The organism is uncultured Tateyamaria sp. (assembly GCF_947504105.1).
Taxonomy (GTDB): Bacteria; Pseudomonadota; Alphaproteobacteria; order Rhodobacterales; family Rhodobacteraceae; genus Tateyamaria.
This window is the reverse complement of the sequence record NZ_CANNGP010000001.1, coordinates 225,748-246,915: the sequence shown is the minus strand read 5'-3', so window position 1 is coordinate 246,915 and position 21,168 is coordinate 225,748. Positions and strand designations below refer to the sequence as shown.

The 21,168-nt window shown below is 58.1% G+C and carries 24 protein-coding genes; 18 read left to right on the top strand and 6 right to left on the bottom strand.

Annotated features, from left to right (window positions below):
* The 16 genes from nuoH (at position 1) to Q1A75_RS01160 (ending at position 13,114) form a co-directional block, all read left to right on the top strand.
* Complete coding sequence (nuoH, locus tag Q1A75_RS01235; RefSeq protein ID WP_299591637.1) at positions 1–1,038, top strand: NADH-quinone oxidoreductase subunit NuoH; 1,038 nt, start codon at positions 1–3, stop codon at positions 1,036–1,038.
* 1 nt (position 1,039) lies between these two features.
* Positions 1,040–1,234, top strand: coding sequence for a hypothetical protein (locus Q1A75_RS01230; protein ID WP_299591640.1), 195 nt, complete (start codon positions 1,040–1,042; stop codon positions 1,232–1,234).
* A gap of 2 nt (positions 1,235–1,236) precedes the next feature.
* Positions 1,237–1,731, top strand: a complete 495-nt coding sequence (gene nuoI / locus Q1A75_RS01225; RefSeq protein ID WP_299591643.1) for an NADH-quinone oxidoreductase subunit NuoI — start codon at positions 1,237–1,239, stop codon at positions 1,729–1,731.
* Positions 1,728–2,147 (top strand): carboxymuconolactone decarboxylase family protein, encoded by a 420-nt coding sequence (locus tag Q1A75_RS01220; protein ID WP_299591646.1) that lies wholly within the window; start codon positions 1,728–1,730, stop codon positions 2,145–2,147. Before nuoI ends, Q1A75_RS01220 begins: the two co-directional genes overlap by 4 nt.
* The gene (locus Q1A75_RS01215; RefSeq protein WP_299591649.1) at positions 2,144–2,746 is read left to right on the top strand and encodes an NADH-quinone oxidoreductase subunit J; all 603 of its coding nucleotides are present in this window, start codon (positions 2,144–2,146) and stop codon (positions 2,744–2,746) included. The genes Q1A75_RS01220 and Q1A75_RS01215 overlap by 4 nt, the downstream gene beginning before the upstream one ends.
* 68 nt (positions 2,747–2,814) lie before the next feature.
* Positions 2,815–3,225 carry a hypothetical protein gene (locus Q1A75_RS01210; RefSeq protein ID WP_299591652.1) on the top strand — a complete coding sequence of 137 codons (411 nt, stop codon included), beginning with the start codon at positions 2,815–2,817 and terminating at the stop codon, positions 3,223–3,225.
* Entirely contained in the window at positions 3,222–3,689 is a 468-nt protein-coding gene (locus tag Q1A75_RS01205; protein WP_299591655.1) for a hypothetical protein, read from the top strand. The genes Q1A75_RS01210 and Q1A75_RS01205 overlap by 4 nt, the downstream gene beginning before the upstream one ends.
* Before the next feature lie 46 nt (positions 3,690–3,735).
* Positions 3,736–4,041, top strand: a complete 306-nt coding sequence (nuoK, locus tag Q1A75_RS01200) for an NADH-quinone oxidoreductase subunit NuoK (RefSeq protein ID WP_039686350.1) — start codon at positions 3,736–3,738, stop codon at positions 4,039–4,041.
* A gap of 3 nt (positions 4,042–4,044) precedes the next feature.
* Positions 4,045–4,485 carry a hypothetical protein gene (locus Q1A75_RS01195; protein WP_299591659.1) on the top strand — a complete coding sequence of 147 codons (441 nt, stop codon included), beginning with the start codon at positions 4,045–4,047 and terminating at the stop codon, positions 4,483–4,485.
* A 6-nt stretch (positions 4,486–4,491) separates the two neighbouring features.
* A complete protein-coding gene (nuoL, locus tag Q1A75_RS01190) occupies positions 4,492–6,600 on the top strand; it encodes an NADH-quinone oxidoreductase subunit L (protein ID WP_299591662.1) in 2,109 nt (702 codons plus the stop codon).
* A complete protein-coding gene (locus Q1A75_RS01185; protein WP_299638597.1) occupies positions 6,570–6,818 on the top strand; it encodes a hypothetical protein in 249 nt (82 codons plus the stop codon). The genes nuoL and Q1A75_RS01185 overlap by 31 nt, the downstream gene beginning before the upstream one ends.
* A gap of 3 nt (positions 6,819–6,821) precedes the next feature.
* Positions 6,822–8,363, top strand: coding sequence for an NADH-quinone oxidoreductase subunit M (locus Q1A75_RS01180; RefSeq protein ID WP_299591668.1), 1,542 nt, complete (start codon positions 6,822–6,824; stop codon positions 8,361–8,363).
* A 48-nt stretch (positions 8,364–8,411) separates the two neighbouring features.
* Positions 8,412–9,848: an NADH-quinone oxidoreductase subunit NuoN gene (nuoN, locus tag Q1A75_RS01175; RefSeq protein ID WP_299591671.1), complete on the top strand. Its 1,437-nt coding sequence runs from the start codon at positions 8,412–8,414 to the stop codon at positions 9,846–9,848.
* A 54-nt stretch (positions 9,849–9,902) separates the two neighbouring features.
* Complete coding sequence (locus Q1A75_RS01170) at positions 9,903–10,652, top strand: biotin--[acetyl-CoA-carboxylase] ligase (protein ID WP_299591674.1); 750 nt, start codon at positions 9,903–9,905, stop codon at positions 10,650–10,652.
* A 13-nt stretch (positions 10,653–10,665) separates the two neighbouring features.
* Positions 10,666–11,439 (top strand): type III pantothenate kinase, encoded by a 774-nt coding sequence (locus Q1A75_RS01165; RefSeq protein WP_299591677.1) that lies wholly within the window; start codon positions 10,666–10,668, stop codon positions 11,437–11,439.
* A 4-nt stretch (positions 11,440–11,443) separates the two neighbouring features.
* On the top strand, positions 11,444–13,114 hold the full coding sequence (locus Q1A75_RS01160; RefSeq protein ID WP_299591679.1) for a ribonuclease J: 1,671 nt from the start codon (positions 11,444–11,446) through the stop codon (positions 13,112–13,114).
* Positions 13,115–13,165: 51 nt separating this feature from the next.
* On the opposite strand, the gene Q1A75_RS01155 is transcribed toward Q1A75_RS01160, so the two are convergent.
* From Q1A75_RS01155 to Q1A75_RS01140, 4 genes are all read right to left on the bottom strand, one after another.
* Positions 13,166–14,608 carry a DEAD/DEAH box helicase gene (locus Q1A75_RS01155; protein WP_299591682.1) on the bottom strand — a complete coding sequence of 481 codons (1,443 nt, stop codon included), beginning with the start codon at positions 14,606–14,608 and terminating at the stop codon, positions 13,166–13,168.
* A gap of 123 nt (positions 14,609–14,731) precedes the next feature.
* Entirely contained in the window at positions 14,732–15,664 is a 933-nt protein-coding gene (locus Q1A75_RS01150; protein ID WP_299591685.1) for a glycosyltransferase family 2 protein, read from the bottom strand.
* Complete coding sequence (locus Q1A75_RS01145; RefSeq protein WP_299591687.1) at positions 15,661–16,398, bottom strand: hypothetical protein; 738 nt, start codon at positions 16,396–16,398, stop codon at positions 15,661–15,663. Before Q1A75_RS01145 ends, Q1A75_RS01150 begins: the two co-directional genes overlap by 4 nt.
* Before the next feature lie 4 nt (positions 16,399–16,402).
* Positions 16,403–18,001, bottom strand: coding sequence for a peptide chain release factor 3 (locus Q1A75_RS01140; RefSeq protein ID WP_299591689.1), 1,599 nt, complete (start codon positions 17,999–18,001; stop codon positions 16,403–16,405).
* 187 nt (positions 18,002–18,188) lie between these two features.
* Here Q1A75_RS01140 and Q1A75_RS01135 point away from each other — a divergent pair, with 187 nt between their 5' ends.
* Positions 18,189–18,323 (top strand): hypothetical protein, encoded by a 135-nt coding sequence (locus Q1A75_RS01135; protein WP_299638589.1) that lies wholly within the window; start codon positions 18,189–18,191, stop codon positions 18,321–18,323.
* Positions 18,324–18,631: 308 nt separating this feature from the next.
* Positions 18,632–18,997, top strand: coding sequence for a nuclear transport factor 2 family protein (locus Q1A75_RS01130; protein ID WP_299591691.1), 366 nt, complete (start codon positions 18,632–18,634; stop codon positions 18,995–18,997).
* A gap of 126 nt (positions 18,998–19,123) precedes the next feature.
* Here the strand turns inward: Q1A75_RS01130 and Q1A75_RS01125 are convergent, their stop codons facing one another.
* Both Q1A75_RS01125 and Q1A75_RS01120 read right to left on the bottom strand, forming a co-directional pair.
* Positions 19,124–19,963 (bottom strand): universal stress protein, encoded by an 840-nt coding sequence (locus Q1A75_RS01125; protein ID WP_299591693.1) that lies wholly within the window; start codon positions 19,961–19,963, stop codon positions 19,124–19,126.
* A gap of 84 nt (positions 19,964–20,047) precedes the next feature.
* Complete coding sequence (locus tag Q1A75_RS01120; RefSeq protein ID WP_299591694.1) at positions 20,048–21,049, bottom strand: Hint domain-containing protein; 1,002 nt, start codon at positions 21,047–21,049, stop codon at positions 20,048–20,050.
* Positions 21,050–21,168 lie beyond the last annotated feature (119 nt).

Here is a 21,168-nt window from a genome sequence, read left to right as displayed (position 1 = left end):
ATGGCTGAATTCTTTACCACTACTGGCGGCATTGCCGTCCTGATTTTGGCCCAGGTGCTGGCTGTTGTGGCGTTTGTCATGATTTCTCTCCTGTTTCTGGTTTATGGTGATCGCAAGATCTGGGCGGCGGTCCAAATGCGCCGCGGGCCGAACGTGGTGGGTGTCTATGGCCTGCTGCAAACCGTTGCTGATGCCCTGAAATACGTGGTGAAAGAGGTTGTCGTGCCTGCGGGTGCCGACAAGACCCTGTTCATGCTGGCCCCTATGACCAGTTTCGTGTTGGCGATGGTGGCGTGGGCCGTGATCCCGTTCAATGACGGCTGGGTTCTATCCGATATCAATGTCGCGATTCTCTATGTCTTCGCCATCTCGTCGCTCGAGGTCTATGGCGTGATTATCGGTGGCTGGGCGTCGAACTCGAAGTATCCGTTTCTGGGATCGTTGCGCTCTGCCGCGCAGATGATTTCCTATGAAGTGTCGATTGGCCTCATAATCATTGGTGTGATCCTGTCCACCGGGTCGCTGAACTTCGGCGCGATCGTGAATGCACAGAACACTGGATACGGCTTCTTTGGCTGGTACTGGCTACCGCATTTGCCGATGGTGTTCCTGTTCTTTATCAGTGCTTTGGCTGAAACGAACCGTCCGCCGTTCGATCTGCCTGAAGCTGAATCCGAATTGGTCGCAGGCTATCAGGTCGAATATTCCTCGACCCCGTTCCTGCTGTTTATGGCTGGTGAATACATCGCCATCTTCCTGATGTGCGCGCTGATGTCGCTGCTGTTCTTCGGCGGTTGGCTGTCGCCCATCCCGGGCCTGCCGGACGGCGTGCTGTGGATGGTGGCGAAGATGGCCTTCTTCTTCTTCCTCTTTGCCATGGTGAAGGCGATCACGCCCCGCTACCGCTATGACCAGTTGATGCGCTTGGGCTGGAAAGTGTTCCTGCCATTCAGCCTGGTCTGGGTCGTGTTCGTGGCATTCGCAGCCAAGTTCGACTGGTTCTGGGGCATCTATGCCCGCTGGGCCGTGGGGGGCTGACATGGGATTAGCCGCCGCCATCAACGAAGCGCCTGAGCATCACTTGGATGATCTTGTGTCGTTCCTGACATCCGAGTTTGCGATTGGCACGACGGATGAGGAAGGAGCGCTTGACCGCGCTGATCCTGGGGAAGTTGTCTCGGCATTAAAGGCCTGGGCATACATGCATCTCAACGACGGAACACAGGGAGACTAGCAATGACGCAGATCGACTACGGCCGCGCCGCCAAATACTTCCTGCTGCAGGATTTCTGGCAAGGCATGAAGCTGGGGCTCAAGTATTTCTTTGCCCCGAAAGCCACTGTGAACTATCCGCACGAAAAGGGGCCTTTGTCCCCACGCTTCCGTGGTGAACATGCGCTTCGCCGCTATCCCAATGGCGAAGAACGCTGTATCGCCTGCAAACTCTGCGAAGCTATTTGCCCGGCACAGGCCATCACCATAGACGCCGAACCGCGCGAGGACGGTAGCCGCCGTACCACGCGCTATGACATCGATATGACCAAATGCATCTATTGCGGCTTCTGCCAGGAAGCGTGTCCAGTGGACGCCATTGTCGAAGGGCCGAATTTCGAATTCAGCACCGAGACGCGGGAAGAACTGTACTACGATAAGGCCAAGCTGTTGGAGAACGGCGAGCGCTGGGAAGCCGAGATTGCGCGCAACCTGGAATTGGACGCACCCTACCGATGACCGACGACAAGAACCCCTTTGCCGCGATGCTGGCGCAGATGCAGGAGATGACGAAGGCGTTTCCGCAAATGGCTGCGTTCGATCCGTCAAAAGGTTTCGATCCGAAGATGTTTGAAACCTTGTGGCCAACGATGCCCAAGGACCTGATGGAAACGTGGTTCGGCAATGCGTTCAACGAGAACGGCCTAGATGCCAAAACACGCCTGTTGATCACTCTTGCAGGGTTGACCATGCAGGGTGCTCACGCTGACACCGCCATTCGCCAAACCGTGCGCCATGCGCGCGAGGCGGGCGCCACCGATCAACAGATTTCCGAGACTTTGGGCATGATGGCGATGTTTGCCGGTGTGCCCGCCATGACACGTGCCCTTGCCTTGGCGCAGGAAGTCATGAGTGACGACGAGGACGAGACATGACCGTATTTGCCTTCTACCTCTTTGCGATCAGCGTGATCGCGGGCGGCCTCTTCACGGTGATCAGCCGCAATCCGGTCCATTCGGTTCTATGGCTGATCCTCTCCTTTCTCAGTGCGGCGGGTCTGTTCGTTCTGCTCGGGGCCGAGTTCGTCGCGATGCTTTTGATCATCGTCTACGTGGGCGCGGTCGCGGTGCTGTTCCTGTTCGTGGTGATGATGCTGGACGTGGACTTTGCCGAGCTCAAGGCGGAGATGGCGAAATACATGCCGCTCGCGCTGCTGATTGCAGTCGTGATCCTGATGCAGTTCGTCATGGCCTTCGGGGCATGGGAATCGAATGCTGCCGCCGAAGGGCTGCGCGCGCAGGTGACGCCTGTGGATCGGCACAACACCGAGGCGCTTGGGATGATCCTGTACGATCAGTATTTCCTGCTGTTCCAGCTTGCAGGGTTAATCCTGCTCGTGGCCATGGTGGGGGCCATCGTGCTGACCCTGCGCCATCGTTCGGATGTGAAGCGTCAGGATGTGATTGCCCAGATGATGCGCGATCCGGCGACGGCGATGGAACTGAAGGACGTCACACCGGGGCAGGGGCTATAACCATGTCCCTTGGGCAATCTTTTCTACTCTCTGCAATAGTTGTCGTCGTCGCAACTGCGACGCACGCTATGGGCATTGCAGCATGCGAGTTTGAAGTGGATGGGGCGGCCCATACAGACCACCAAGACTTGGGCGACGGGTTTGTTTCGCTTAATGTAAGGCTTGGCCACAACAGTCCGGTTGCAAACGGTCTTTTTATTCACTGTCCATCGATGACCAGCATCTCGGTAAATGATGGGGAGAAAACCGAGCTGGCGTCGCGGATATTTGAACGCGCGCACGCCTCGGCCAAGACGTTTTCGATGGAACAGGTTGTTCAGCGTATGTCAGATCATGGCATAGACGCAGAGCTAGATGGTTGGTTTCATCACAATTCGACATGTGGCTGTGCGGTCTTTTACCCCGACACGGTTGAAGATGCTGAAAACTGGTTCCCTGACTGGGTGTATATTCCCGAGCCGGAGCCGGTTAAACAATGAGTAGGTTTTTTACCATTCTTGCATGTGCGCTCGGTCTCTCTGCCACTGCGAACGCGTTGACCTTGTCAGAGTGCGACCGCACTACGCATATCTCGCACGGGGGCGAGGCGGATCACGTCGATCTTGGCGCGGGCCGTGTGATGTGGCGCGACTGGTGGAGCCAGGAGGGGACGGCGACGTCGTTCACGTTGGTGGACTGCGTACCGGGCACGGCGCTGACCTTCCGGACGCAAGAAGAGAACATGGGCAATCGGTTGCCCTTTGACCGGACCGACAAGGCGCTGGCTGTGATTGATCGCCACGAAAGCGGGGCACGGGCTTTCGCCAGTTTTGACCGCATGGCCGCCGATCTGAACGGCATCGCGCGGGACATTGAAATCAAGACACTGGGCGCAGAGCCTTGCGCCTGCGCGGCACTCTACCCCGAGGCTCGGGGCGAGAAGACAGAATTCATGCTGGGCTGAGCCCAGCAACAGACGATAAGCGGGGACACGACCCCGGAGGGACGATATGATAGGACTTGAGCATTACCTGACCGTCGCGGCGACGCTGTTCGTCATCGGCATCTTCGGGCTTTTCCTGAACCGCAAGAACGTAATCATCCTGCTGATGAGCATCGAATTGATGCTGCTGGCGGTGAATATCAACCTTGTGGCGTTCTCGTCGTTCCTGGATGACCTCGTGGGGCAGGTGTTCACCCTGTTCGTGCTGACTGTTGCTGCTGCTGAGGCGGCCATTGGTCTTGCGATACTTGTCTGTTTCTTCCGCAACCGCGGCACCATCGCCGTCGAAGACGTCAACGTGATGAAGGGCTGAGAAATGATTCGCTTTGTTGTGATTATGTTGGCGTTTTGGGGTGGCATGGGTCATGCGAGCAACCTCCAAACTCCCGAAATCGAACCTTTCGATATCCACGTAGACTACGCTCTAGGATGCACTCTTTCTGATGAAACGTTTGTGGGAACTGGCTACGGGCAGTTCGGAAGATCGCGAGAAATGGTCTTGACTGAGTCATACGACACTGCGGACGTCCTGAAGCAGCAATACGTGCTCGTCGATAAACGGCGCGGCAAAGTCGTGGCGGCAACAGTACCCGGTACATATCGCGGTATCGATACGCTCAGTGAAGCCGTGGATCGAGCCATCGAACAATACCCCCGCCTGACGCTTCGGCGTTTCGCAAAAGAAATGAAGAAGCAAGGCTTTGAAACTACGGTTGCCGAGGCGCCCCTTGAAGTCCTTGAGTGTTTGAAAGGCTAAGAGCACATGGAAACCATCATCCTCTTTGCCCCTCTGGTTGGCGCGCTGCTGTGCGGGTTCGGTTGGCGTATCTTTGGCGAAACCGCTGCCATGTGGATCGCCACCGGCCTGCTGTTCCTGTCGGCTGTTCTGTCCTGGATCGTGTTCCTGACCTTTGACGGCACGACCGAGCAGATCCAGATCCTGCGCTTTATCGAAAGTGGATCGCTCAGCACCGACTGGTCCATCCGGCTTGACCGTTTGACGGTGATCATGCTGATCGTGATCACCACGGTCTCGTCGCTCGTCCACCTTTACAGCTTTGGCTACATGGACCACGACCCGCAGTGGAAAGAAGGCGAAAGCTACAAACCGCGCTTTTTTGCTTACCTGTCGTTCTTCACCTTCGCGATGTTGATGCTGGTGACAGCAGACAACCTTGTGCAGATGTTCTTTGGTTGGGAAGGCGTGGGCGTCGCCTCGTACCTGTTGATCGGTTTCTACTATCGCAAGCCGTCGGCCAATGCGGCCGCCATCAAGGCGTTTGTGGTAAACCGCGTGGGGGACTTTGGTTTTGCCTTGGGTATTTTCGCGCTGTTTTTCCTCACCGACTCAATCAAGTTCGACGACACCTTTGCGGCAGCACCCGAGCTGGCGCAAACGCAGCTGACCTTCCTGTGGAGCGAGTGGAACGCGGCGAATCTGATCGCCTTCCTGTTGTTCATCGGGGCCATGGGCAAGTCGGCGCAACTGTTCCTGCACACTTGGTTGCCGGACGCGATGGAAGGCCCGACGCCTGTGTCGGCATTGATCCACGCCGCGACCATGGTGACGGCGGGTGTGTTCGTTGTGTGCCGGATGTCGCCGCTGATGGAGTTCGCACCTGAGGCGATGGCGTTTGTCACCTTCCTCGGCGCGGCCACCGCGTTCTTTGCCGCGACCGTGGGTCTGGTGCAGACCGACATCAAACGCGTCATTGCCTACTCGACGTGCTCGCAGCTGGGCTACATGTTCGTTGCGGCTGGCGTTGGCATGTATTCGGCGGCCATGTTCCACCTGCTGACGCACGCGTTCTTCAAGGCGATGTTGTTCCTTGGCGCAGGCTCGGTCATCCATGCGATGCACCACGAGCAGGATATGATGAACTACGGCAACCTGCGGAAGAAAATTCCCTACACGTTCTGGGCGATGATGATTGGCACGCTGGCGATCACTGGTGTTGGCATTCCCGTCTGGATTTTCACGCTGGGTGAAATTCCGATTGGTTTTGCGGGGTTCCAATCCAAAGACGCGATTGTGGAAAGCGCCTATGCCGCAGGCACCGGCTTCAGCTTCTGGGCTTTGGTTATCGCGGCGCTGTTTACCAGCTTCTATTCTTGGCGCCTGATGTTCCTGACCTTCTACGGCGAGGCGCGCGGCGACAAGCACACCCATGACCACGCCCATGAAAGTCCCATGACGATGATCGTTCCCTTGGGGGTTCTGAGCATCGGTGCGATCTTTGCCGGGATGGTTTGGTATGGGTCGTTCTTTGGTCACACCGATCAGGTCGCCAAGTTCTATGGCATTCCTTATGCGGAAGAGAGTCACGGGGACGATCATGGCGAAGCGAAAGCGGATGATCACGGTGACGACCACGGCAAGGCCAAGGAAGAACATCACTACATGTTTGCGGGCGAGCCGGGGGAGGGTGCCATCTATATCGGCGAGGACAACACTGTTCTGGATGACGCCCACAAGGTGCCGTACTGGGTGAAAACCTCGCCCTTCGCAGCGATGCTGATCGGCTTCTTGATGGCCTATTGGTTCTACATCAAGAACCCCGAACTGCCGAAGCGGTTGGCCGAGAACCAGCGCCCTCTCTACCTGTTCCTCAAGAACAAGTGGTACTTTGACGAGCTTTACGACTTCATCTTCGTGCAGCCCGCCATGTGGATCGGTAAGAAGCTGTGGAAGAAGGGGGACGGCAACGTCATTGACGGGACCATCAACGGCGTGTCGATGGGCATCGTGCCCTTCTTTACCCGCCTCGCGGGCCGCGCGCAGTCCGGCTACATCTTTACCTATGCCTTCGCCATGGTGATCGGGATCGCGGTTCTGGTTACATGGATGACACTCAGCGGGGGTGGCAACTGATGCCGCTGTTGGGACTTATCTCACTCGGCATGATGTTCGCGGGCATGATGTATATGCGCGATGACCGTCCCGAGCTTCGGCGCTTTGCCAAGGGTGGCGTCGTCGCCGGCGCGATTGGTGCGACCCTCGTTGGCATGGCGGCCTTTGGGCCAACCGCAGGTCTGGCCCTTTTCGCGTTGTTTATCGCGCTCTCCTTTCTTACGCAGTTCTGGAACTGACACATGGACAATATCCTTTCCATCACCACGTTCATGCCCGCGCTAGCGGCCCTGATCTTGGCTGTTTTCCTACGCGGCGAGGATGAGGCGGCACAGCGCAATGCCAAATGGGTGGCCATGGCTACGACGGTGATCACCTTCATCGCGTCGCTGTTCATCCTGTTTGAGTTTGACCCCAATGACACCGGCTTCCAGTTCGTGGAAGAAGGCACATGGATCATGGGCCTGACCTACAAGATGGGGGTCGATGGCATCAGCGTTCTGTTCGTGATGCTGACGACGTTTATCATGCCTTTGGTCATTGCCGCGTCTTGGTCCGTGACGGACCGGGTCAAGGAATACATGATTGCCTTCCTACTTCTGGAAACGCTCATGTTGGGTGTGTTCATGGCGCTGGACCTGGTGCTGTTCTATCTATTCTTCGAAGCGGGCCTGATCCCGATGTTCCTGATCATCGGGATCTGGGGCGGGGCGAACCGTATCTACGCGAGCTTCAAGTTCTTCCTCTACACCTTCCTTGGCTCGGTGCTGATGCTGGTGGCGATGGTCGGGATGTATGCCGATGCGGGCACCACGGATGTCGAGATGCTGTTGAACCACCAGTTCGGGACCGAGACGTTCAGCCTGCTGGGCATTCAGATTGTCGGCGGGATGCAGACGCTTCTGTTCCTGGCCTTCTTCGCCAGCTTTGCGGTCAAGATGCCGATGTGGCCGGTGCATACGTGGTTGCCAGATGCGCACGTTCAGGCCCCAACGGCCGGGTCTGTCGTGCTGGCCGCCATCCTGCTGAAGCTTGGTGGCTACGGGTTTATTCGTTTCTCGATCGGCATGTTCCCGGTTGGATCGGACGTGATGGCCCCGCTGGTCCTGTGGATGTCGGCCATTGCAATTGTCTACACCTCGCTCGTGGCGCTGGTGCAGGAAGACATGAAGAAGCTGATTGCCTATTCGTCGGTGGCCCACATGGGTTTTGTGACGATGGGTATCTTTGCTGCGAACCAGCAGGGGCTAGACGGTGCGATTTTCCAGATGTTGTCTCACGGGTTCATCTCAGGCGCGCTCTTCCTCTGCGTCGGCGTGATCTATGACCGGATGCACACCCGCGAGATTGATGCCTATGGCGGTCTGGTGAACCGCATGCCCGCTTACGCGCTGATCTTCATGCTGTTCACGATGGCCAATGTGGGCCTGCCGGGCACATCGGGCTTTGTCGGAGAGTTCCTGACCCTGATGGCGGTGTTCCAGGTCAACACCTGGGTCGCGGCTGTGGCGACGACCGGTGTGATCTTCTCGGCCGCTTATGCCCTGTGGCTTTATCGCCGGGTGGTTATGGGTGACCTGATCAAGGAAAGCCTGAAGTCGATCACCGACATGAGCCGCCGAGAGCGAGCGATCTTTGCGCCGCTGGTGGTGATGACGATCCTGCTAGGTGTGTATCCGGCGCTGATCCTCGACATCATCGGGCCGTCGGTGGCTGCCCTTGTGACCCAATACGATACGGCACTGGCCGCGGCGGAAGCTGCGACGCAGTTCGCCGAAAACTAAGGACACGTTCTTTCATGTCCTACCACAACGTTACTTGAGGACGTTTATATGTCTGCTGATCTGACCATCATCCTGCCCGAGATCCTGCTGAGCGTCTTTGCCATGCTGGGTCTCATCGGGGCGGTTTACACGTCCAAGGATGGCCTCGCGTCGCCCTTGCTTTGGGCGACATCAACCGTGTTCCTGGCCGTTGCGGCTTGGATCGGGTTTGCGGGCGAGGGGACGAATGTCGCCTTTGGCGGCATGTTCGTTGATGACGCGTTCTCGCGCTTTGCCAAGGTCACGATTCTTGTGTCCGCCGCCGCAGTCCTGTTGATGAGCGAAGGTTACATGTCGCAGCGCGGGTTGCTGCGCTTTGAATACCCGATGCTGGTGGTGCTTGCTGTGGTCGGCATGATGACCATGGTATCGGCAGGTGACCTGATGGCGCTCTACATGGGCCTCGAGCTTCAGTCTCTTGCGCTCTACGTTGTGGCTTCGTTGCGCCGCGACAGCGTGAAGTCGACCGAGGCAGGTCTAAAGTATTTTGTGCTCGGTGCGTTATCGTCGGGTTTGCTGCTCTACGGTGCATCGCTGGTCTATGGCTATGCGGGCACCACGCTGTTCTCGGGCATCGTGCAGGTGGCGGAGGAAGGCGTGTCGCTTGGCCTGCTCTTTGGTCTCGTCTTCCTGATGGCGGGTTTCGCGTTCAAGGTCTCAGCTGTGCCCTTCCACATGTGGACACCGGACGTTTACGAGGGATCGCCCACACCGGTTACAGCGTTCTTTGCAACGGCTCCCAAGATGACAGCCATGGCGTTGTTTGCCCGGGTGATGCATGACGCCTTTGGCGGCGCGGTGGCCGATTGGCAGCAGGTGATGGCGCTGTTGTCTGTGCTGTCTATGTTCCTTGGGGCCTTTGCCGCTATCGGCCAGACCAATATCAAGCGGCTGATGGCCTTCTCGTCCATTGCCCATATGGGCTATGCCCTCATGGGGTTGGCGGCGGGCACCGTGCTGGGTGTGCAGGCGATGCTGGTCTACATGGCAATCTACGTGACGATGAACGTGGGCACCTTTGCCTTCATCCTGATGATGGAGAAGGACGGCCAGCCTGTGGTCGAGATCGACTCGCTCAAAATGTATTCCAAGCGTGAGCCTGGCAAGGCGTTGGCGATGCTGGTTCTGCTGTTCTCGCTTGCTGGTGTCCCACCCATGCTTGGCTTCTTTGGCAAACTCTACGTCCTGCGTGCGGCCTATGAAGGTGGGCTGGCATGGCTGGCCGTTGCGGGGGTGATCGCGTCAGTGATTGGTGCCTACTATTACCTGCGCATCGTCTTCTACATGTACTTTGGAGAAGCGGACGAAGAGCGTCTGAACGGCGGCAAATCCCCGATCCTTTGGGCGATGCTGATGGGGTCGGCTGCTGTTATGGTGCTCGGGATCATCAATATGTTTGGCGTTGAAGGGGCTGCGGTGGCCGCTGCGCTGACCTTGGTGAACTAGGGCGCCTTTGACACACCGGCCCTTCGGGGAGGATTTTTTGGAAACAGGGAAGTCATGACCGCTTGGCCCTCAGGATATGGGCGGCGCGTACTGCCGTCGGTGGATTCAACCCTGAGCGAAGCGGCGCGTATCGCATCCGATCTGGCGGGACCGGAGTGGCTTTTGGCGCTGGAGCAAACTGCAGCGCGTGGGCGTCGCGGTCGGACTTGGGCGATGCCGGCCGGCAACTTTGCTGGTACGTTGGTGTCGCCGTTGGACGAGGTGCCAGGGCAGGCTGCCTTGCGGTCTTTTGTCATGTCTCTGGCCCTGCGCGATGCGTTCGTTGCTGCCACGGGGCGAGAGGATGTGTTCGCGCTCAAGTGGCCCAATGATGTGCTACTGCGTGGCGGCAAAGTGGCCGGTATCCTGCTGGAGAGCGTTGGCAGTGGTGCGCGGGTCACTCATTTGGCAATTGGGGTGGGCGTAAACCTTGCTGCAGCGCCTGACGCATCTCAGGTAGAAGAAGGGGCGCTGCCGCCTGTGGCGCTCAAGCCGACGCTCGGAGCGGATATCTCGCCGGAAAGCTTCCTGGACTTGCTAGCGGCTGCCTACGCGCGTTACGAAGACCAATTCCGAACTTATGGGTTTGACCCGATCCGCACCGCTTGGCGCGCGCATGCGGCCAAAATGGGCGAGGTTATCACGGCCCGCACGACGCGCGACACACATGTCGGTACTTTCATGGACGTGGACCGCGATGGTCAACTTGTTCTAGAGACGGCCAAGGGTCGGATCACCATCCCGGCGGGCGACGTCTATTTCTGAAAAGGGGCATACGATGCTTCTAACCATCGATTGCGGCAACACAAACACAGTCTTCTCGATCTGGGACGGGACGCAGTTCCTTGCCACCTGGCGCACCTCGACCGAGTGGCAGCGTACCGCGGATCAATACTATGTCTGGTTGTCGACCCTGATGGAGTTCCAGAAGCTGGATGTTGAGATCACGGATGTCATTGTGTCGTCTACAGTGCCGCGGGTTGTCTTTAACCTGCGCGTCCTGTGCGACCGCTATTTCAATTGCCGTCCTTATGTGGTCGGTAAACCCGACTGCCTGCTGCCTGCGCAGCCACGGGTGGATGAGGGCACGCAGATTGGCCCCGACCGTCTGGTGAATACGGCGGGTGCCTATGATCGCTGTGGCGGCGACCTGATCGTTGTGGATTTTGGGACCGCGACCACCTTTGACGTCGTGGCCTCCGACGGTGCCTATGTCGGTGGGGTTATCGCACCCGGTGTGAACTTGAGCCTTGAGGCCCTACATAGTGCAGCGGCAGCTCTGCCACATGTCGATATTACCAAGCCGCAGGCCGTTGTGGGCACGAACACCGTGGCCTGTATGCAGTCTGGCGTCTTTTGGGGTTACGTGGGCCTTGTTCGTGAGATATGTGCCCGGATTAAAGCGGAGCGCGCCCGCGAGATGCGCGTGATCTCGACAGGGGGGCTGGCCCCCCTGTTTCAGCAAACAGAAAAACTGTTTGACGACTTTCAAGACGATTTGACGATGCATGGCCTGACGGTCATCCATCGCTTTAACAAGGAAAACAACTAAAGCAATGAGCAGTGAACGTTTAATCTACCTGCCCCTTGGGGGAGCGGGTGAAATTGGCATGAATGCCTATGTCTATGGCTATGGCCCCGAAGATGCCGAGCGGCTGATCGTGGTCGATCTGGGCGTGACCTTTCCGGATATGGACAGCACGCCCGGTGTGGACCTGATCCTGCCCGACATCACCTGGTTGGCTGAGCGGAAGGATCGCATCGATGGTATCTTTGTCACGCACGCCCACGAGGACCACATCGGGGCCGTTGCGCATACCTATGGCCAGCTTGGCGCACCGATCTATGCACGGCCGTTCACGGCCAACATCGCGCGGCGAAAAATGGATGAGCATGGGCATCCGGAGGATGCGGTTCAGGTGGTCGCAGGGTGGCCGGATCGGGTGCAGGCGGGACCGTTCAAGGTTGGTTTTCTGCCAATATCCCACTCGATCCCCGAAAGTGCTGCGCTGATCATCGACAGCCCCGAGGGGCGCGTGATCCATTCCGGTGATTTCAAACTGGACCCGACACCCGTTGTCGGAGAGCCTTTTGATCCGGACCTGTGGGCTGAGGTTAGCAAGGATGGGGTCAAGGCGCTGGTCTGTGACTCGACCAACATTTTTTCACCGCATCCCGGACGGTCCGAGATTTCAGTAGGGCCCGAGATCGAAAAGCTGGTGCGTGGCCACACCTCGGGGATCGTGGTCGCCACGACGTTTGCGTCGAACGTTGCGCGCGTCAAAACACTGGCCGAGGCAGGTGAACGGGCAGGGCGATCCATTGTTCTGTTGGGGCGTGCCATGCGCCGGATGATTGAGGCGTCGATTGAAACGGGTGTACTGACCGACTTTCCGTCGGTTGTCAGCCCGGAAGATGCCAAGAGCATTCCGCGTGAAAACCTGATGTTGCTTGTCACCGGCAGTCAGGGCGAACGGCGTGCGGCGTCGGCCCAACTGGCGAATGGCAAGTACATGGGGTTGGAGCTGAAAGAGGGCGATCTGTTCCTGTTTTCATCCAAGACCATTCCGGGCAACGAGCGTGGTGTGATCCGCATCATTAACCAGCTGTCTGAAAAGGGCGTGGATGTGGTGGATGACTCGTCTGGCCTGTACCACGTGTCAGGCCACGCCAATCGGCCTGATCTTGAACGCCTGCAGGACATCGTGAACCCACAGATCGTAGTGCCCATGCACGGTGAACACCGTCATTTGCGGGAACATGTCAAATTGACCGAAGGCAAGGGACGCACCGGTGTACTGGCGGTCAACGGTATGATGATTGACCTGAGCGGCAACGCCCCGAAGGTTGCGGAATACATCGAAACGGGTCGTACGTACCTGGATGGCTCTGTGCAGATCGGTGCACTGGATGGGGTGGTGCGTGACCGCATTCGTATGGCGCTGAACGGGCATGTGCTGGTCACGCTGATCCTGGATGAAGAGGATGAACCGCTGGGTGAGCCATGGTGTGAACTGATGGGCCTGTCTGAGACCGGTCGCAGCAAGGCCGCGCTGGTTGAGGTGCTGGAAGAAGACCTGAGCCAGTTTCTGGGACGGGCAGATGCCAAGACCTTGCGTGACGATGATAGCCTGACCGAAGCGTTGCGGCGGATCGTGCGCAAGTCGGCACAGGACGAGATCGGCAAGAAGCCGGAAGTGACGGTTGTAATCAGCCGTATGCACTGAATCAAAAAAGGCGGGCCAAGGCCCGCCTTTTTCTTCATAAGAATGCGATGGTCAGCTCGCCATACGCTCTTCAAAGCTCAGGCCAATGAAACTGGGCGTGTGATCACCCAATCCAACAACTCTGTTGCCACCACGATCATCGCGGGACGACCGGCTGCGGCTGGAGGATGAGCGGCTGCGCGATTTCGAAGTGGTGTCCTCGCGCGGCGTTTCTGCCTTGGTTTCGGTTATCGCTTCGACAGGTGTTTCGGTTTTCGGCTCCGACTTTGACCGTGACGACCGGCTGCGTGTCGACTTTGGTTTTTCTTCTGCGTCGGTTTTTTCTGTTGCCGCAGGTTTGGACGGCTTCACCGGGTTGTCGAGGCGCGGGATTTCCTTCTGGATCAGCTTCTCGACCGCGTCGAACTGCTTTTCATCGCGAGGCACGCATATGGTAATCGCCTTGCCCGCCCGCCCGGCGCGGCCGGTCCGGCCGATGCGGTGAACATAGTCCTCGGGGTGGCCGGGGACATCGAAGTTGAACACGTGGCTCACCGACGGCACATCAAGGCCACGGGCCGCCACGTCCGATGCCACAAGGATACGCAGCTCACCGTTGCGGAAGCCATCCAGTGTGCGGGTCCGTTGTGACTGATCCAGATCACCGTGGATCGGGGCCGTATCATATTTGTATTTTTTCAAAGACTTGGCGACGATATCCACATCTGTCTTGCGGTTGCAGAAGATGATCGCATTGGTCAGCTTTTCGCCTTCGGCATCGATCAGGCCGCGCAGAACCTTGCGCTTTTCGGATGCCTCACGGTCTTTGCGCGAGCCTTTGAACATGACAACGCCCTGTTCGATCGTCTCGGATGCCGTGGCCTGACGGGCTACTTCGATACGTTCCGGGTTCGACAGGAAGGTGTTGGTGATGCGCTCGATCTCGGGGGCCATGGTGGCGGAGAAGAACAGCGTCTGGCGGGTAAAAGGCGTCAGGCCAAAGATGCGTTCGATGTCAGGGATGAAACCCATGTCCAGCATCCGGTCTGCTTCGTCCACGACCATGACCTTCACGTCGTTCAGGATCAGCTTGCCGCGTTCGAAATGGTCCAGCAGGCGGCCGGGGGTTGCAATCAGCACGTCGACACCCTTGTCGATCAGCAGGTCCTGTTCCTTGAAGCTAACGCCACCGATCAGCAGCGCCTTGGTCAACTTCACATGTTTGGCGTAGGTGTCAAAGTTTTCGGCCACCTGTGCCGCCAGTTCGCGTGTCGGGCACAGCACAAGGCTGCGCGGCATCCGAGCGCGGGCGCGGCCACGGGCCAGCGCGGTGATCAGGGGTAGGGTGAAGCTGGCGGTTTTGCCGGTGCCGGTCTGGGCGATCCCCAGAACATCACGCCCATCCAAGGCGGCGGGAATCGCACCTGCCTGAATTGGGGTTGGCGTTTCATAGCCAGCTTCATCGATGGCTTTCAGCACCTTGGGATTCAGGTTCAGATCAGAAAATTTTGTCATGTATGTCCGTTGGTTGCGGACACTGACTTGGCCCGCGGCGTATGATGATGTTAGCCGGAGCGGCCCAAAGGGGGCACCGTGCCCCAACATGCTGCGCGTCCATAGCAAAGGCGCTGCTTGACGTCAAACTGCGGCGTCGGGGAAATGCTTGGCCATCAGGGTGTCGAGGTTCAAATCGACCTCGCGCAGAAGGCCGTGTGCTTGCAATCGCGCGCGCATGTCGGGGCTGTCGCCGATCACCTCGTCGTAAAACGCACGCAGGCCATCTTCGCCCTCGCTTGCTTCCAGATGGTTGAACACCTCATGTAGTGTGATTCCCCCGCTTTCGGCTGCCATAGCTGGCTTGAGTTCGGCGCGGTAGGATCCTTTTTCGAGCCGGTAGGCGTATGTGTTACGCCAAGCCTCCCAGGACTTTGCATGACAATGCGCAAGCGCGATCTCGGGCAATTCGACCGGGTTTGGAAGTATTTGGCCCGCTTGAAATGCATTGTGGATACGGATCTGGATGTCCGGCAGACCAGTCCGTACAAAGAGCTTGCCGGCAACGTGGCTCAGGAACCCGCCGGTCAGATACGGGCCGAATGTGGGGTAGGTCGCACGCACGGTCTTTGCCCGACTTGGGCCCGGCGGCAGGAACGCCTTGAATGCTGTTTCCGATCCGCCCAGCAATTCCATGGGCCGGGCGCGGGCATGAGGCTGGGTACTGTTCAGACCTTCCAAATGTTTTGAGATTGACCGGTCCGCCACGAGAAACTCATCGGCGTCCATGTGGATGAGCCAATCAACCTCAGCGCGCCGATCATAAGCGTGCGTTGCATTCATGGTTTGGCGCACTTGGTGTTTAACTGGGCGTTGCCCGCACAGCCTTTTCCAGTGTGCGGTATCGCATATCTGAACCCGCACCTTCGGGTGCTGTTTTAGGGGGGGACACACCGCCTGATTGTCGTCATCAAGGTAAATATAGAGGCGGTGGGCGCCCTGTTCGATGTGATATGCTGCAAAGCGCAGGATGTCTGCTGCGGGTGCAAGGATGGTTGCGGACAGCCCCCAAGTCATTCTTTGGCCTTGTATGCCTGCATACGTGCGAAGATGGTCGCCTCGTCTTCCATGATCAGACGCAACATCCGTACGGCGAGCGGACGTATCGTGGTATCACGCTCTGAAAGTTGCCAAAGCCGTGCCAACAACACCCTGTCGACATCCCCGTTTTCGATCGAATAGGGCGGCATGCCGAGCCCCAGTGGAGGACGCCGTTTGTAGCGCACAAATTTCGCTTTCTCATGCCCTGGCTTGCCAGTCGACCGGCGTTCACTGTCATGCAGTTTGACCAGATCAAACAGGGTGGACAGCCCCATGCCAAGTGCCCGCTGATCGCCGGTTTCGCCACAGTCGGCAAAGGTGGTGGCGGTCGAAATCAGCCAACGCACATTCAGGGCCATGGCCAGCGCCTGACCTTCCTCGCGCCACATGCGGAAAAACAGAGGCATCGCGTCGGCGGGTGGGCTGTCGCGGCGGGACATTGCGATCAGCAGCGCATGAAGATGCAGTATCTGTGGCGCACCTTCGAATTCCATCTGCAATTCCAGATACTTGCGACGTACATCATGACGCGGCGTATCGGAAAACTCGAGCGTTGTTGCCGGTACCTTGGTGTCCCACAGAGCCTTTAGGTCCGTGTCAGCGGGCGGCACAAGGTTCGCTGCGTTTTGAAAAGGGCGTTGCCGCTTCTCAAGAAATTTCATCAGTCCGGCATATCCACCGTGATAGATGGAAGTGTCATCGATACCCATGCCTTCAGACCATCATTTCCTTGGTCGCGCTGAGCGTGACATCCGGGTAATCGCGGGCGACGCGGTCGATGTCCCATTGCAGGCGGGTCAAGTACACGATGTCTCCATCATGGTCGTGGCTGATATGCTGTTTGTTGCTTTCCGTAAATTTATCAATGGCTTGTTTGTCGCCGCTCACCCAGCGGGCAGAGGTGAATTGTGATTGTTCGAACCGCACGGGCAGCCCGTATTCCAGCTCGATCCGGCTGGCGAGCACTTCGAATTGCAGTGCACCAACCACGCCGACGATAAAGCCCGAACCGATAGACGGTTTGAAAACCTTGGCCGTCCCTTCCTCTGCAAACTGCATTAACGCCTTTTCCAGATGCTTTGCTTTCAACGGATCACCAGCGCGAACGCCTTGCAACAGTTCCGGGGCAAAGCTGGGAATACCTGTAACGCGCAAAGCTTCACCTTCGGTTAACGTGTCACCGATGCGCAGTTGACCGTGGTTTGGAATGCCGATGATGTCGCCGGCCCAAGCCTCTTCCGCCAGTTCACGGTCGGATGCCAGGAACATCACCGGGTTCGAGATCGCCATGGGTTTCTTGGACCGTACATGGGTCAGTTTCATGCCCCTTTTGAAGTGGCCCGACGCCATGCGCAGGAACGCGACCCGGTCGCGATGCTTGGGGTCCATGTTGGCCTGTACTTTGAAGACAAAGCCGGAAACCTTTGTTTCTTCGGGTGAAATTTGACGTGGTTGGGCAGACTGCACTTGGGGTTCAGGTCCGTAATTCGCGATTCCCTCCATCAGTTCCTTGACGCCGAACGAGTTGATGGCGGAGCCGAACCAAATGGGCGTCAGCGTGCCCTGCAGCATCGCTTCGGTATTCAGCGGCGGCAGCAATTCGCGTGCCATTTCAAGCTCTTCCCGCAGCTGGTTCAGCTGCGCCTCGGGCACGTGTTCTGCCAGTTTGGGGTCATCGAGGCCGTTGATCTCAATGCTCTCTGTGACCTTGTTGCGGTCGGCGCGGTCCATCAGTTCCAACCTGTCGCGCAAAATATCGTAGCAGCCGATAAAGTCGCGGCCGACGCCGATGGGCCAAGAGGCGGGCGTTACGTCGATCGCAAGGTTTTCCTGAATTTCGTCAATGATCTCAAAGACGTCGCGACTTTCTCGGTCCATCTTATTGCAGAAGGTCAGGATCGGTAGATCGCGCAGGCGGCATACTTCAAACAGCTTTTGTGTCTGGCTTTCGACACCCTTGGCCCCGTCGATCACCATGATCGCTGCATCCACGGCCGTCAGGGTGCGATAGGTGTCTTCCGAGAAGTCGGAGTGGCCGGGTGTGTCCACGAGATTGAACCGGAACTCTTTGAAATCAAATGACATTGCCGACGCCGAGACGGAAATACCGCGGTCCTTCTCCATCGCCATGAAGTCCGAACGGGTGCGTCGGGCTTCGCCTTTGGCCCGGACCTGTCCGGCCATCTGGATGGCACCACCGAACAGCAGGAATTTTTCGGTCAATGTCGTCTTGCCCGCGTCGGGGTGCGAGATGATCGCAAAGGTGCGGCGACGGGCGATTTCGGGGGGCAATTCAGGGCGGTTATCCAGCATGAGCGCCGTATATCCGGGGTCTTAAACCGGGGCAAGCGCGGCCTTGTTGGGGTCAGCAGCAGGGTGTTACCCCCCGTGCAGCATCCTTACACCTCCGTGCACCCCAAACGCGCGCATGGCTCAAGACGCGTTAACGCTTTGGTAACAGTTTGGCCTCGAGCGCAGATTACATACAGCAGCCGGCGCCATGCACCAGGGCCAATGCGATGCCCGGCTTGACCTGATGGTAACGCTGGACCGTCATCAGGGTGAGATGCGGTACAAGCATATCGAAAGTCCATCTCTGCGGCGTGGAACGGGCTCGACAGCTTTGGTGATGTGAAGCCACACAAGATGGGGGGCACCATTCTACAGGACGCGGATATGGTAAAATGGTTCCGCAAGCTGGGCCCAAATTATTCCTAGCGGATGAACGATGTTTTGCGCATCTATTGGTCCGCGCTGATGGGTGGGTAGATCACGGCCTTTATCGAAGATGATCCGATGCCGCGGATGTCACCGGAGATGACTGCGTTGAACCGCTGGCTGAAAGAGCAGAGTGCGGAAATGGGGATCACCTAGGGCATCATGACAGAAATTGTCAGTGGAGAGGCGTAAGCTTGGATCATCAAACCAAGGAAGGACACCGCCATGACACTGAATGAAATCGCAGACAAATTGGTTGAATGCTGTCGCACCAACACGGCGGCCGCCAATCTGGACACGCTTTATGCAGCTGACGCTGTTTCGGTCGAGGCCATGGACAATGGAATGGGCCGCGAAGTTCAGGGTATTCCGGCGATCCGGGGCAAGCATGAATGGTGGGAGACGACGTTCGAGGTTTTGGATGCCTCGGTTTCGGACGCGATGCTGCACCCTGACGACCGTTTCGCCGTGATCTTTGAGCTGAAGGCCAAGCACAAGGAAAGCGGTGAGGTCACAGACATGAAAGAGGTGGCGCTGTATACAGTTGCGGATGGCAAGATCGCGCGGGAAGAGTTTTTCTACGCGGTGTGAATTTCACCTTGGACGTATTGTTCAAAAGAATTGTGCGAGAGCCCTTGCTGTGCACTGTCTCTCGCCCTTTGTGCGCCGGGCTTGCCCTGTTACGAGCGCAATCTGTTCGTGTCGGCTGAACCCATCTTAAGGTCTTGCGATCAGCACATCGCAGAGCGGATCTCGCATCAGGTCCGTGGCAAGTGAGCCAAGCAGGCTGCGCGCTGCGCCGACCCTCCCGTGTGCCCCGATCGCAATCAGGTCCACGTCTCCGCTGTCCACTTTGCGCCGCAGGATCGGGTAGGGGATGCCGGGCAGTATTTCGAGCTGTGCCATCTGCGCGGTTGGCAAGTCTTCCGTCCGCATCCATGCCTTGGAGGCGCTTTCTGCCTCTCGCCGGAACGAGGTTTCGATTGCGTCGGCGGCTGCCCTGGTTTGTGACAGCATGCCTGAGTAGGGGATGTGCAGCGCGTGTACGGGGTGAATCGTGGCCAAGGGGGCCAGTGCGTGCGCCATTCGCATCGCGCCGCTGCAGGCCGGAGAGAAGTCGCAGGCCGCAAGGATCGTGTTATAGGAGTGGTCGACCCGGTCGGTTACCAGCAACACGGGTGTGGACGTGCGCCGCACGATCCGCAGCATCGTCGTCTCGCGTACGGCATCCAGAAACGGGCGTTGGCGGTGCGTGCCCATGACAAGCAGATCCACGTCTTCGTTGCATGCATGAAGGATGTTGGCGCTGGGATCGCCCGGTTCTGCCTTGATGATGACATTCACTCCGTCACAGACTGCCGCTATGAAACGGTCCAGCGTGGCCCGCGCTTTGGTGTGCAGCGTGTCGATCATATCTTCGGGCATCGCATCGTCCAGCACTGTCAGAACCGTCAATGCCGCTCCGTGTTCGCGCGCGATTTGCGCAGCTCGTCGCACGGCCCGATCCGAGCGGATCGACAGGTCGGTGGCAACAAGGATCGAGGTCAGCTTGGTCATTGATGTCTCCGTTTCAGATGCTTGCTTCTGATTTGGAGATTGCTGTCCTAGCTTGCCTTGATATGCTTCAACCGGCGGCGGATTTCAGCGCATGGAGGCGCGGCGCAGCAGCTCGGTTGCGTCCGGTCGGTCCAGAAGTGTTTCCGTAACGTCGAGGCCGGACAGGCCCGCGTCCGTATGCGCTGTCAGGCGCGAGGACACTTCCTCGGGTACGACCGGCATCGTTCGCGTGTCGATCAGCATCGATTCCGCCGCAATCCCTTCGGCATATATGATCTGGTGGGTGTCGAAGAGCAGCTCGAAATAGTCCACGAACCCACCATCCTGCACTGTCACGCTGTCGTCATTCACGAGATGCCGAGCCTTGACCAAGAGTTCGGCGCGACCGGCGCCCAGCCGATCCTTGCGTTGGTAGATGAACAACCGGTGGTCGGGCGATACGATCAGGTCGCGGTCGTTATTCAATGTACCGGCGCGAATGCAAATGGGGGCGAAGTCGCCGGTCGCGCGGACCGTGGATTGGCCGATCCACCGCACCTCTTGCACGCCGTCGTTGCGCGTCAGCACGCGGTCGCCGACCATGAGATCTTCGATGGGTTTCTGGGCGCCAGAGGCCATGGTTATGTGCGTGCCGCGTGTGAACCGGGCACAGGTGAGATGCGCGAATTTGCTGCGTGCCTCGTCCCGTTCAATGCCCACAAGCGCGTAACCAGTTCGAGCATCGAGCCTGGCGAGCGGCAGCAGGTAGACTTGGTCGATGTTGCCGGCTGCGTCCACTTCGACCAGCACGATCGCGTCGGTGATTTGACCGTCGGGGGACATGAGTGTGAGTGCGCAGTCGAGGTGGATGGCCGCACCGGGTGTGCCGCATCCGCTTCCCTCAGCCACGGTCAGATGAGCCGGGTTGCCGGCATGGGTCGACAGTCGAGCGGGCTGAGCTGATGGCGTCAGCGCATAGACATCATCGAGCAGCATGTCGTCTGCACAAGCCAGCGGGTCGCCCAGGTTGGCACCTTCGCTGACCACAAAGCTTTCCGCCCGGAAGACGGGCACGCTTTGCGCGGGCGTTTGGGCAATCTTCGTCATCTGTTTGGGTACTCGGGGTAATAGACGAAACACTTAAATAGAATTGTGGTACGGGTCGGTCAACGTTTTGGTGTTTTACTGGCACATTGGTGATCGTCCCGTTACCTGTTGGGTTGAAA

Excerpts from the sequence above, each read along its gene's own strand:
- Q1A75_RS01185 (WP_299638597.1), top strand. The coding sequence starts at position 6,570 with ATGGATGACACTCAGCGGGGGTGGCAACTGATGCCGCTGTTGGGACTT.
- Q1A75_RS01160 (WP_299591679.1), top strand. The coding sequence starts at position 11,444 with ATGAGCAGTGAACGTTTAATCTACCTGCCCCTTGGGGGAGCGGGTGAA.
- Q1A75_RS01125 (WP_299591693.1), bottom strand. The coding sequence starts at position 19,963 with ATGACCAAGCTGACCTCGATCCTTGTTGCCACCGACCTGTCGATCCGC.
- Q1A75_RS01170 (WP_299591674.1), top strand. The coding sequence starts at position 9,903 with ATGACCGCTTGGCCCTCAGGATATGGGCGGCGCGTACTGCCGTCGGTG.
- Q1A75_RS01140 (WP_299591689.1), bottom strand. The coding sequence starts at position 18,001 with ATGCTGGATAACCGCCCTGAATTGCCCCCCGAAATCGCCCGTCGCCGC.
- Q1A75_RS01120 (WP_299591694.1), bottom strand. The coding sequence starts at position 21,049 with ATGACGAAGATTGCCCAAACGCCCGCGCAAAGCGTGCCCGTCTTCCGG.
- Q1A75_RS01215 (WP_299591649.1), top strand. The coding sequence starts at position 2,144 with ATGACCGTATTTGCCTTCTACCTCTTTGCGATCAGCGTGATCGCGGGC.
- Q1A75_RS01155 (WP_299591682.1), bottom strand. The coding sequence starts at position 14,608 with ATGACAAAATTTTCTGATCTGAACCTGAATCCCAAGGTGCTGAAAGCC.
- nuoH (WP_299591637.1), top strand. The coding sequence starts at position 1 with ATGGCTGAATTCTTTACCACTACTGGCGGCATTGCCGTCCTGATTTTG.
- nuoK (WP_039686350.1), top strand. The coding sequence starts at position 3,736 with ATGATAGGACTTGAGCATTACCTGACCGTCGCGGCGACGCTGTTCGTC.
- nuoN (WP_299591671.1), top strand. The coding sequence starts at position 8,412 with ATGTCTGCTGATCTGACCATCATCCTGCCCGAGATCCTGCTGAGCGTC.
- Q1A75_RS01220 (WP_299591646.1), top strand. The coding sequence starts at position 1,728 with ATGACCGACGACAAGAACCCCTTTGCCGCGATGCTGGCGCAGATGCAG.
- Q1A75_RS01230 (WP_299591640.1), top strand. The coding sequence starts at position 1,040 with ATGGGATTAGCCGCCGCCATCAACGAAGCGCCTGAGCATCACTTGGAT.
- Q1A75_RS01180 (WP_299591668.1), top strand. The coding sequence starts at position 6,822 with ATGGACAATATCCTTTCCATCACCACGTTCATGCCCGCGCTAGCGGCC.
- Q1A75_RS01165 (WP_299591677.1), top strand. The coding sequence starts at position 10,666 with ATGCTTCTAACCATCGATTGCGGCAACACAAACACAGTCTTCTCGATC.
- Q1A75_RS01205 (WP_299591655.1), top strand. The coding sequence starts at position 3,222 with ATGAGTAGGTTTTTTACCATTCTTGCATGTGCGCTCGGTCTCTCTGCC.
- Q1A75_RS01145 (WP_299591687.1), bottom strand. The coding sequence starts at position 16,398 with ATGGGTATCGATGACACTTCCATCTATCACGGTGGATATGCCGGACTG.
- Q1A75_RS01130 (WP_299591691.1), top strand. The coding sequence starts at position 18,632 with ATGACACTGAATGAAATCGCAGACAAATTGGTTGAATGCTGTCGCACC.
- Q1A75_RS01150 (WP_299591685.1), bottom strand. The coding sequence starts at position 15,664 with ATGACTTGGGGGCTGTCCGCAACCATCCTTGCACCCGCAGCAGACATC.
- nuoL (WP_299591662.1), top strand. The coding sequence starts at position 4,492 with ATGGAAACCATCATCCTCTTTGCCCCTCTGGTTGGCGCGCTGCTGTGC.
- nuoI (WP_299591643.1), top strand. The coding sequence starts at position 1,237 with ATGACGCAGATCGACTACGGCCGCGCCGCCAAATACTTCCTGCTGCAG.
- Q1A75_RS01135 (WP_299638589.1), top strand. The coding sequence starts at position 18,189 with ATGCACCAGGGCCAATGCGATGCCCGGCTTGACCTGATGGTAACGCTG.
- Q1A75_RS01195 (WP_299591659.1), top strand. The coding sequence starts at position 4,045 with ATGATTCGCTTTGTTGTGATTATGTTGGCGTTTTGGGGTGGCATGGGT.
- Q1A75_RS01210 (WP_299591652.1), top strand. The coding sequence starts at position 2,815 with ATGGGCATTGCAGCATGCGAGTTTGAAGTGGATGGGGCGGCCCATACA.